The sequence below is a fragment of the Synechococcus sp. CS-1329 genome, assembly GCF_025128055.1.
Classification (GTDB): Bacteria; Cyanobacteriota; Cyanobacteriia; order PCC-6307; family Cyanobiaceae; genus Regnicoccus_A.
The window spans coordinates 53,733-63,096 of the sequence record NZ_JAHLYS010000014.1 but is presented as its reverse complement, the minus strand read 5'-3'; the positions used below and the strand labels follow the sequence as shown (position 1 = coordinate 63,096).

Sequence of the window (9,364 nt, the reverse complement as noted above, 5' to 3'; positions counted from 1 at the left end):
GTATTGCCATGTAAGACCCCACAGTGCACTGGGAGGCAGAACTCCCCAAGAGGTCTACACTGAGAGAGAACCCTGTTCCTCCCGTCCTGGGCTAACGATGTCAGGGGCCGAAGCTGTCCAATAAAAGGCACCCACCTCAGAGTGGCGTTTTGTGCTAGCGTTGCAACCAGCACAAAAAGAGCCACGTAACAAACTGTCCGACTGGCACGACTTGTTATAAGCCGAATTGGCCAGAATACTCTTCAACAAGCTCCCCAGCCTGAAACAGCTGGACTATATAAGAGTGATTTTTATGATCTAACTCTACAAAGTAACCGAGTTCATAGCCACAAACGTGTTCTGGGTGAGTTTCTCCATCATAGGACCAAACACCATCAAAGCTGGATTTGGTTAAAGTCCTAAGCCTAGCTCTATCGTTATTTTTTTCTTCTTCTGGCCGCTCTGATTTTTTCATTTCAATTGTAATAAGATTATCTCTTGCCATGATCTCACCACGGCTATGCAATATCAGATCACAAGTAATATTCACGATTTGCATCTCGTCATCTAGGATGGTTTTTACCCTGCCATTTTGCTTGCGGTTATATTCTGGGTCTGCATAGTACCCAGAAAAGCCATTGTCGTTGGCTAATATCTGCAAAAACATTGCCATCCTGGCACAAAGATTACGTTCACTCACGCCGCTTAGTATGTTTTGTGCTTCTTTCTCTAAAAATTGCTCTAGCGTCTTCTCAAATACTTTTGAAAGCACGAACTCTCCTTGGCTCATAACGACTGCCGTAACCGGGCACGCGCCAGTACGCCTTCCATTTCAAAAACGCCGGATCGCGTGCTCCGGTTCACGGCTTTGTTACATGGCTTTCGAGCTAATCTTGGCCCCTTGAGACTTTGAGAAGAAATAACGCTAAAGACTCCATGCGATAGACAACTGCCTGCAACTGGGAGTGCGTCAGTTTGGATTGAACAACGTGGGTTCCCGCATTCAGGGAATCGACGAGCGATAGAGCCGCGCGAACATCATCTTCAATGAACTTGGTTAAGGGGTCGCAGGAAAATGTACGACAAATGTAAAGCAGTCTCGCCCGACGCGTTGGTCGATTGTCGTGGTAATGAGTTTCGTTTGTTGACCATTTTTTAATGTCATCGTCAGGAGCCAATCCATGAATTATATGAGTAAACAACTCGCGCACCGATGTCGTCACGTGTCGAGTCTTGTCTGGATTGCTGGAATTCAGCGAGTCGCGAGCCCCATTTAGCAGAATAAGCAATCGATCATCAAAAGTCGCAAGTTCTTCATCAAGCGACGGTAGAGCATCGTAATTGGGCTCATCCTCAGACTCAATCGTGACTCGCTCGATGACATCAAGTTCAAGCGAATACTCAATCGGTGCATATGTTGCGATAAGCGGGCCGATATTCTGCGGTACGACCGTAATAGCATCGACAACATCCCGATAAGAACTCGTGAACTTGCCAAAGGTCGCAGCCAAATCATTGGCCCAAACATTTGAAGCACCAATCATGCTCCCGAACTTCTGCGACTCGAGGTCAAGTAGCCGATATTGACTGCTTAGCGATGTGTGCAGCAGGCGAGTCGTATCAAGCGATGAGAGCAAATCCCGAGTTGTAGAAAGAGAGGTAATTGATTCAAGCGACTTGCGTAGACTGTTGTGCTCGGCGAACACCTTTGACAGTGTAGATTCCGCAATCGATGCTTGCGATACGTATTGCGACAAAACCTTGTTGGCAGACAGTAATTCTCCGTAATTACTTGTTAAGTCTGGTAAACGAAAAGTGGCAAGCGTGGATGCTGCCGAAGCGATCAGGCTACGGTCCATGGTACGCTGTGCCGCAAGCGATTCTTGCAGTGCTCTACTCATCGAGGCCGACTTGAGGATCTGAGACGTCATGCTCTCATAGACCGAAAACGACCGGTTCAGGTCGTCAGTGATGCTCCGAAGATGTCGGAATGGGTCTGTCATGAATGGACTCGATCTCCGGAGTGCCATGTAACGCTCGCCATCACCTGGCCGCAAGGTGTGCTCAGCGAAGAAGACATCCTTGCGGTGGCGGCTCAGGTGTATGGCGATGTCAGAGAGTGGCAGGAGTGTCAGGTTCCAGAAGCGGTAACACCCTTGCAGTCACCATCGCCAATACATCCGAGGAAGCCCGCTCGATAAACCTCACCTTCCTCGATCGCCAGTCAAGGCTCTTCAGTTGATCGGATAGAACAACTCCACTTACCGCAGATCCATCAGGAAGTTGCACCTCAAAAGGGTATCCCTTGATCTTGGACGTCACGGGGCAGAATAAGGCCAAGCCAACTCTCCCATTGTAGATTCTTGGAGATAGCACAAGCGCCGGTCTTCTTCCACGCTGTTCACTTCCGGCTTGTGGTGTGAATTCCAGCCATACTAGATCACCACGATCAGGCACGTACGACGACATCAGAATGCTTCGGCCCCTACGGCATCACCTGTATCAACGGACGCGTGAATGTTCTCTGACGTGACGCCCGCAAGGAGATCCACAAGCCTGATCCGGCTTGGCACAGAGGGCCTCAAGACCAGCTCCCCATCCTTCGCGGTGAGGCTGACCTCGGTGCCAGCCCCCAAGCCCACTTCTTCAGCCAAGCCGCGTGGAATCCTCACACCAAGGCTGTTTCCCCATTTCTGAACCTTCGTCTGCATACCCAACGAGCGGCTATACGCAGACTATACCACTCCTTGACTCGGAACCCACTGCCCCATCTCTCTAACTTGTTATTGGATGGTTTCTGTGAACCATCCCCTGCCGGGCTTGTCCTTCCGTGAACCACTCGGTGGCGTTCTGGATGATGAGCCCAGAATCGCTCTGGGGCAAAGGTTCTAGGCACTGACTCTTCTTCTGTAGCCGTGGTTGACGGGTCCGTGAACCACCACCAACCCCAAGCAGATGGTCACTCAATACAACGAGGAGCAGGTGCTGGTGGGCGTGAGCTTCATCAGCGACCACAGGGCGCCGTATTGATCCTGGCTGAGCGACAACTCGTTCTGCATGCGCTTGCCCATCGGTGAGCCCGGAGCTGCCGTGGCCCCCAGCTCGGTGTTGATCACCGCCAGGCCCTGGCACATCTTCTCGATGTCCGGGTTGAGATCGCTGCTGGCCTGAGCGGGCAGGCTCAGGCACAGCAGGCTGATAACCAGACCCGCAGGCCAGAATCGGGTGCTCATGGGGCTGGTTTGGCTAGGGGCAGCAGGCACTTGTCGGAATCGCAACCGGCAGGACCAGCTTCCACCAGTTCACCCTGGTCGTAACGCTGCAGCGCTTCGAAGAAATCAGCGGTGCGGCGGCGGCCGGCCACCTCCTGCTGCAGGCGGGTGTAGGTGGCCAGATCGATCGGCTCGAACGGCAGCCGCGGGAAGGTGGCATTGGCATCGAAGCGGGCCAGCAGCGCCGCTGAGATGTAACCCTCACCGCCATCGATCGCCCGGTGGATCGCTTCGGCCAGCCCTTCGATCTCGTTTTCGCGGAATTCCACCGTGGCGGAGGTGTTGTGGGCCGTGTAGTGCTTCTGCACCTGCATGTAGAAGTCGAACTGGGCCAGGGCTGAGAAGTTGTTGATCTCCACCGCATCGGCGCCCGGGATGTTCGCCCAGCTCACCTCGGTGGGGATCTCCACCAGCCACTCGCCGCAACGGGGATCAAAGGGATCATCCAGCAGGCGGCCGTTCGCGTCCTTGTCGGATTGGCTCGGCACGATCGTGTAGCCGTAGTCGAGGCAGGCCAGGGCCACCGGATCGTTCTTGCGGAAGGTGATGCGGCGGATGAAGCGCTGCGCCTTGGGCGGATGCCAGCCGGGGCTGGCGCCGGTGAGCAGGCTCTTGGTGCCGGCGGGTTGCACCGTGGTGCAGCGGTTGGGGCGGCGCAGGCCATGGCGATCGCAGTAGTCCCACACCGCTTCGTTCACGATCTGCTTCCAGCGGCCCAGATACTCCGCTTCCTGGGCCTTGAAGGCCAGGCCTTCCTCCGTTTCAGGGCGGCCCTGCTCCCACCAGCGCAGCCAGGGCGTGCCGAAGGCGTGCACAAAGAAGTCGAACAGGCCGGTGAAGCTCACCCCCACAATCGGATCCCAGGCGCGGCTCTGGCGGTAGCGCTCCACTTCGAAGTCGTGGTTGAGCAGGCAGGCCACCGCCAGGCCACCGGCCTTGAAGGCATCGGCTTGGGCCTGGTGATCGGCGGGATCAATCCGGTTCAGGTGGATTTCAGCCAGGTTGCAGTGGAAATCAGCGCCGAGGATTTCACCGCAGGGGTTGAGCCCATAGCGCCCCAGGCGGTGCTCCAGCTCAGCGGCCGTGATCTCGGGGTGGTGCAGCTGCAACCAGCGGCCGGCTTCGCCCCTGCCCTGGTCCACGTAGATGTCGATGAATTCACTGCGCAGTTCAGCGGTGGGCAACAGATCGGCATTGGAGCGGGCGATGGCTTCGGGGGCGAACTGGATCGCGCCCTCGCCGCTCTGGAACTGCTTGACCACCGCCTCCAGCACCACCTCTTTGCTGGGGCGGCTGTGGAACACCCGGGTGTGGTTGGCCATCCGCAGCGCATCGCGCTCGGGGTCGATGCTCCAGTTGCCGCTGGCGTCCTGCTGCCAGAGGTTTTCCTTGGCGCCAGCGGCGGAGAGATCCTCGGCGGCGAACTGGCGCATGCCGGCGGAGCGCCGGATGTTGCCGGCCACGATCGTGACCGCCGCCTCATCGATCAGCAGGCAGCATTCCACCGAGGTGAGCCGGCGGCCGATCGCCTTGTTGAGGATCTGGGCCACGCGGCCGTAGAGGTCCCCCAGCTTCACAGGATTGGCCATGCCGCCGAAGCCCTTGAGCGTTTCGCCCACCGGCCGCACATCGGAGAGGTCCACGCTCACCGTGATCGGCGTGGCGGCATCAAAGCGCTCATCACTGCAGAGCTCCAGCAGCAGCTGATAGCTGTCGACCCAGCCGCGGCGGGTGTCGCCCACCTTGATCGCGACCCGCTGGCCCTCGATGCTGTGGCTGGTGGCCTCCTGGCGCGCTCCGGCGGGGGTGCGGCCGATCGGCGTGACGGCCTCGATGCGCAGCTGGTTGCGCACCAGCGGCAGGCGCTCGATCAGGTGCGGCTCGATGATGGCGCCGGTGCCGCAACCCATCATCGCCAGGTCCATCATCAGACCGAAGGCTTCCCAGTCGATCAGGTTGGTGGAGGTGCAGTTGTAGGCGCCGGAGAAGTTGTGGCGCTGCTGAATCCAGGGGGTGCCGCCGATCCAGAGCCAGCGCCCCGAGGGCAGGGCCTGCTGGTGCTTCTGCATGCGCCGGATCAGCTCCACCTCCGCCCCATCGAGGTGGCCCAGCTGGCGCAGACCCTCCAGGTTGCGCTCGGACACCTGGTGCCAGCTCTCACGGCCGGCCTCGGTGCGGCGGGAGTAGGTGCGGTAAAAGACGGGGTTCGCCGCCGGGGCGGTGGGCGGGAAATCGGGCTCCAGCAGGCCGTTGGCACCGATCTGGCCGCCCTGCAGGCGCCCAGCGGGATCGATCAGATCAGGGCGCGCTGGGGTGAGGGTCACGGCGGAGGTGGTGGTCAGGTTGTTGAACCATACCGCCACTGGTGGGGGGTGCAAGCGCGCTCGGCCACCAGTGGCAGTGCCCTGGGGTGGCCTGTCAGGCTGATCCCATGACCAGCAGCAGCAGCACCGGGGCCGCGCAGAACGCCGCCGCAGACTCCGAACAGCAGGCCCTGGCTGAGGCCGTGGCCCGGCGGCGCAATTTCGCGATCATTTCCCACCCCGACGCCGGCAAGACCACCCTCACCGAAAAACTGCTGCTTTACGGCGGCGCCATCCAGCAGGCCGGGGCGGTGAAGGCCAAGGGGGAGCAGCGCAAGGTCACCTCCGACTGGATGGAGCTGGAGAAGCAGCGCGGCATCTCGATCACCTCCACCGTGCTCCAGTTCGACTACGACGGCAGCACGATCAACCTGCTCGACACCCCCGGCCACCAGGACTTCTCGGAAGACACCTACCGCACATTGGCGGCCGCCGACAACGCGGTGATGCTCGAAGACGCCGCCAAGGGCCTCGAACCCCAGACCCGCAAGCTGTTCGAGGTCTGCCGCCTGCGGCGGATTCCGATCTTCACCTTCATCAACAAGATGGACCGGCCGGGGCGGGACCCCCTGGAGCTGATCGATGAGATCGAGAGCGAGCTGGGCCTGGTTTGCTGGCCGGTGAACTGGCCGATCGGCAGCGGCGACCGCTTCCGCGGGGTGATCGACCGCCGCAGCCGCGACGTGCTCCTGTTCACCCGGGCTGAGCGGGGTCGCCAGGCCAGCGAGCAGCGCCTGGCCGCCGGCAGCCCCGAACTGGCCGCGCTGGTGGAGCCGGAACTCCTGGCTCAGGCGCTGGAGGAACTGGAGTTGCTCGATGGCGCCGGTGCCGACCTCGACCTTGAGCTGGTGCATGCCGGCGAGCTCAGCCCGGTGTTCTTTGGCTCGGCGATGACCAACTTCGGCGTGCATCCCTTCCTCGATGCCTTCCTGGAGCTGGCCCAGCGCCCCGTGGCCCGCACCAGCCAGGGCGGCCCCATCGATCCGCTGCGGCCCGAGTTCAGCGGCTTCGTGTTCAAGCTGCAGGCCAACATGGATCCCCGCCACCGCGACCGCATCGCCTTCGTGCGGGTCTGCTCCGGCCGCTTCGACAAGGACATGAGCGTGCGCCATGCCCGCAGCGGCCGCACCATCCGCCTCTCGCGCCCGCAGAAGCTGTTCGGCCAGGACCGCGAGGTGGTAGATAACGCCTACCCCGGCGATGTGATCGGCCTCAACAACCCCGGCATGTTCGCCATCGGCGACACCCTCTATGTGGGCGCCAAGGTGGAATACGAGGGCATCCCCTGCTTCAGCCCGGAGATCTTCGCCTGGTTGCGCAACCCCAACCCCTCGGCCTTCAAGAGCTTCCGCAAGGGGGTCAATGAGCTGCGCGAGGAAGGTGCCGTGCAGATCCTCTACGACACCGACGCCAGCAAGCGCGATCCGATCCTCGCCGCGGTGGGACAGCTGCAGATGGAGGTGGTGCAGTACCGGCTGGAGAACGAATACGGGGTGGAAACACGGCTGGAGCCCCTCGGCTTCAGCGTGGCGCGCTGGGTGGTGGGTGGCTGGTCGGCGCTGGAGAGCGTCGGGCGCATCTTCAACTGCAAGACCGTGCGCGATGCCTGGGACCGCCCGGTGCTGCTGTTCAAGAACGAGTGGAACCTCAACCAGCTCAAAGAGGATCACCCCGAGCTGGAGCTCAGTGCCGTGGCGCCGGTGGTGAGCGGCGTCGAACCGATCGCGATCTGAGCCACGGCCCGCCGCCGGCCTCGCCAGAATCAATTGCAACGAAAGGTCAAGGTAACGGCCATGCCTCAGCCGATCTGGCTGGTTCGCCCACGCCGGGATGGAGGTTCTGACTACGTGCGTTTCCTGCCCAGCCAGGAAACCGTTGAAATCCGCGAAGGCAGCCACCTGCCCCCGCAGATGCCCCTGCTCAAGAGCCGCCACTGGCTGGCAATCGAGGAGGCGGAAGCCCGGCGGCTCGAATTGCAGCAGGATGCCGGCTACCACTGCAGTGAGCCCCTGTTCTGAGCTCCGTCGCCTGCCCCGGCAGGTCTCATTCACCACTTCAGGCACAGCCGCAGGCCCCTCGCCTCGATACGCTCGGCCCACGACCCAGACCCACGCACCGGAGGCCATGACCAACGGTTCTGAACCCGCCCCCAGCGCCAGCCCCTATGAACGGCTCGGCATCACCCCCGACGCCAGCTTCGATGAGGTGCAGGCCGCGCGCCAGCACCAGCTCGCGGCTGTGGCCGCTGATCCCCAAGCCTGCGCCAAGGTGGAGGCCGCCTACGACGCCGTGCTGATGGAGCGCCTGCGCGAGCGACAGCAGGGCAAGGTGAGCAGCGCCGCCGTCACCGCCTCGAAGCGCGAGGAGATCAAACCGGCGGCGGCGAGGGTTCCCTCCCGGCCGTCCCTGCCCCAGCTGCCCTCCCTGCCCCAGTTCAGCGGCGGCAACAAGCTGCAGGCCCCCAACCTCTCGATGCCCACCATCGCCCTGGCCGAAGGCCGTGAGCGCTGGTTTCCCTTGGTGGCCAATGGCCTGCTGCTGCTGCTGGTGCTGGTCACCCCGCCCGGCTCAGCGGAGGTGCTGCTGGCCCTCGCCACCGGCGTCACGGTGGTCAACCTCAGGCGCCGCAACGGCCGCTTCCTGGCCGCCGTGGGCTGGAGCTTCGCCCTGCTGAGCGTGGGCCTGCTGCTGGGCGGTCTGCTCACCATGGGGCTGGATCCAGCCCTGCCCCTCGGCCTGCCGCTGGCCCTCAATCAGGTGCAGAGCCTGCCGGCCCTGATCCTGCTGCTGCTGGGCGCCCTGCTGATCGCCTAGGCCCAGCTGATCTGCCCCCCTAGGCCACGGAGAGCTCAGCGATCAGTTCGCGCAGCTCTCCTTCCTCCACGCCATACACCTCGTTGCAGAAGTGGCAGGTGAGCTCGGCGCGGCCGTCTTCCTGGAGGATTGAGGCCAGTTCCTGCTGGCCCAGCAGCCGCAGGGCATTGACGCTGCGGCGGCGGGTGCAGGGGCAGTGGAAAGTCACGTCCTGGCGGGCCTCGGCGTCCTCCAGCAGCTGGGGATCAAGGTCGGGGAAGATGTCCTCCAGCAGCAGCTTGAGGTCGTCCTTGCAGGCCGCCAGCCGCGAACTGAAGCCACTGATCTCCCGGCAGCGCTCCTCCAGCAGCGCCACCAGGGCCGGCTCCTGCGCCGCCTTCGGCAGCACTTGCACCAGCACCCCACCGGCGCAGCGCACGCCGCTGCTGTCGATCTGCTCCCCCACGAACAGTGCCGAGGGGGTCTGCTCGGAGTGGAGCAGGTAGGAGGCCACGTCATCGCCGATGCCGCCACTCACCAGCTCCACCGTGCTGCTGAACGGCTCCCCCTTGCCCTGGTCACGCACCACATGCAGGTAGCCGGTGCCGGTGGCCTGACGGAAATCGAACTGGTGCTGGCCGTCGACCTCCTCCAGCAGATCGAGCTCCAGGCCCGGATAGCCCACGTAGCCGCGCACGCTGCCATCACGGCCGGCATCCACCATCAGCCCGCGCAGGGGCCCATCCGACTGGATGCGCAGGTTCACCCGCCCATGGGCCACCTTCATCGAGCTGGCCAGCAGCAGCCCGGCCGTCATCGCCCGCCCCAGCAGCGCCGTGGTGAGGTACGAGAGCCCGTGGCGGCGGCGGGCGTAGCGGCTGGTCACCGTGGTGAGCGCCGCCACCAGTCGGATTCCCCCATCGGCCGCCGTGGCCCGCACCAACTGATCGGGCATCG

At 62.2% G+C, this 9,364-nt stretch carries 10 protein-coding genes; 3 read left to right on the top strand and 7 right to left on the bottom strand.

Going from position 1 to position 9,364, the window contains the following annotated elements; all coding sequences use genetic code 11:
- Positions 1-214: 214 nt before the first annotated feature.
- The 6 genes from KQ304_RS02355 to nrdJ all read right to left on the bottom strand — a co-directional run bounded on the left by KQ304_RS02355 (position 215) and on the right by nrdJ (position 5,545).
- Entirely contained in the window at positions 215-769 is a 555-nt protein-coding gene (locus tag KQ304_RS02355) for a hypothetical protein (protein ID WP_259735512.1), read from the bottom strand.
- A gap of 97 nt (positions 770-866) precedes the next feature.
- A complete protein-coding gene (locus tag KQ304_RS02350; protein WP_259735511.1) occupies positions 867-1,910 on the bottom strand; it encodes a hypothetical protein in 1,044 nt (347 codons plus the stop codon).
- 181 nt (positions 1,911-2,091) lie between these two features.
- The gene (mazF, locus tag KQ304_RS02345; RefSeq protein WP_259735510.1) at positions 2,092-2,448 is read right to left on the bottom strand and encodes an endoribonuclease MazF; all 357 of its coding nucleotides are present in this window, start codon (positions 2,446-2,448) and stop codon (positions 2,092-2,094) included.
- On the bottom strand, positions 2,448-2,690 hold the full coding sequence (locus tag KQ304_RS02340) for an AbrB/MazE/SpoVT family DNA-binding domain-containing protein (RefSeq protein ID WP_259735509.1): 243 nt from the start codon (positions 2,688-2,690) through the stop codon (positions 2,448-2,450). Before KQ304_RS02340 ends, mazF begins: the two co-directional genes overlap by 1 nt.
- A gap of 252 nt (positions 2,691-2,942) precedes the next feature.
- Positions 2,943-3,212: a hypothetical protein gene (locus tag KQ304_RS02335; protein WP_259735508.1), complete on the bottom strand. Its 270-nt coding sequence runs from the start codon at positions 3,210-3,212 to the stop codon at positions 2,943-2,945.
- Positions 3,209-5,545 (bottom strand): ribonucleoside-triphosphate reductase, adenosylcobalamin-dependent, encoded by a 2,337-nt coding sequence (nrdJ, locus tag KQ304_RS02330; RefSeq protein ID WP_399228159.1) that lies wholly within the window; start codon positions 5,543-5,545, stop codon positions 3,209-3,211. The genes KQ304_RS02335 and nrdJ overlap by 4 nt, the downstream gene beginning before the upstream one ends.
- Positions 5,546-5,682: 137 nt before the next feature.
- On the opposite strand from nrdJ, the gene KQ304_RS02325 reads away from it, so the two are divergent.
- The 3 genes from KQ304_RS02325 (at position 5,683) to KQ304_RS02315 (ending at position 8,428) form a co-directional block, all read left to right on the top strand.
- Positions 5,683-7,347 carry a peptide chain release factor 3 gene (locus tag KQ304_RS02325; protein ID WP_259735507.1) on the top strand — a complete coding sequence of 555 codons (1,665 nt, stop codon included), beginning with the start codon at positions 5,683-5,685 and terminating at the stop codon, positions 7,345-7,347.
- 60 nt (positions 7,348-7,407) lie between these two features.
- Positions 7,408-7,632, top strand: a complete 225-nt coding sequence (locus KQ304_RS02320; RefSeq protein WP_259735506.1) for a hypothetical protein — start codon at positions 7,408-7,410, stop codon at positions 7,630-7,632.
- Between the two features lie 106 nt (positions 7,633-7,738).
- Positions 7,739-8,428, top strand: coding sequence for a CPP1-like family protein (locus tag KQ304_RS02315; RefSeq protein ID WP_259735505.1), 690 nt, complete (start codon positions 7,739-7,741; stop codon positions 8,426-8,428).
- Between the two features lie 19 nt (positions 8,429-8,447).
- Here the strand turns inward: KQ304_RS02315 and hslO are convergent, their stop codons facing one another.
- Positions 8,448-9,362 carry an Hsp33 family molecular chaperone HslO gene (gene hslO, locus KQ304_RS02310; RefSeq protein WP_259735504.1) on the bottom strand — a complete coding sequence of 305 codons (915 nt, stop codon included), beginning with the start codon at positions 9,360-9,362 and terminating at the stop codon, positions 8,448-8,450.
- Positions 9,363-9,364 lie beyond the last annotated feature (2 nt).

Coding starts and splice junctions, on each gene's coding strand:
- KQ304_RS02325 (WP_259735507.1), top strand. CDS start 5,683: ATGACCAGCAGCAGCAGCACCGGGGCCGCGCAGAACGCCGCCGCAGAC.
- KQ304_RS02340 (WP_259735509.1), bottom strand. CDS start 2,690: ATGCAGACGAAGGTTCAGAAATGGGGAAACAGCCTTGGTGTGAGGATT.
- hslO (WP_259735504.1), bottom strand. CDS start 9,362: ATGCCCGATCAGTTGGTGCGGGCCACGGCGGCCGATGGGGGAATCCGA.
- mazF (WP_259735510.1), bottom strand. CDS start 2,448: ATGTCGTCGTACGTGCCTGATCGTGGTGATCTAGTATGGCTGGAATTC.
- KQ304_RS02355 (WP_259735512.1), bottom strand. CDS start 769: ATGAGCCAAGGAGAGTTCGTGCTTTCAAAAGTATTTGAGAAGACGCTA.
- KQ304_RS02335 (WP_259735508.1), bottom strand. CDS start 3,212: ATGAGCACCCGATTCTGGCCTGCGGGTCTGGTTATCAGCCTGCTGTGC.
- KQ304_RS02320 (WP_259735506.1), top strand. CDS start 7,408: ATGCCTCAGCCGATCTGGCTGGTTCGCCCACGCCGGGATGGAGGTTCT.
- KQ304_RS02315 (WP_259735505.1), top strand. CDS start 7,739: ATGACCAACGGTTCTGAACCCGCCCCCAGCGCCAGCCCCTATGAACGG.
- KQ304_RS02350 (WP_259735511.1), bottom strand. CDS start 1,910: ATGACGTCTCAGATCCTCAAGTCGGCCTCGATGAGTAGAGCACTGCAA.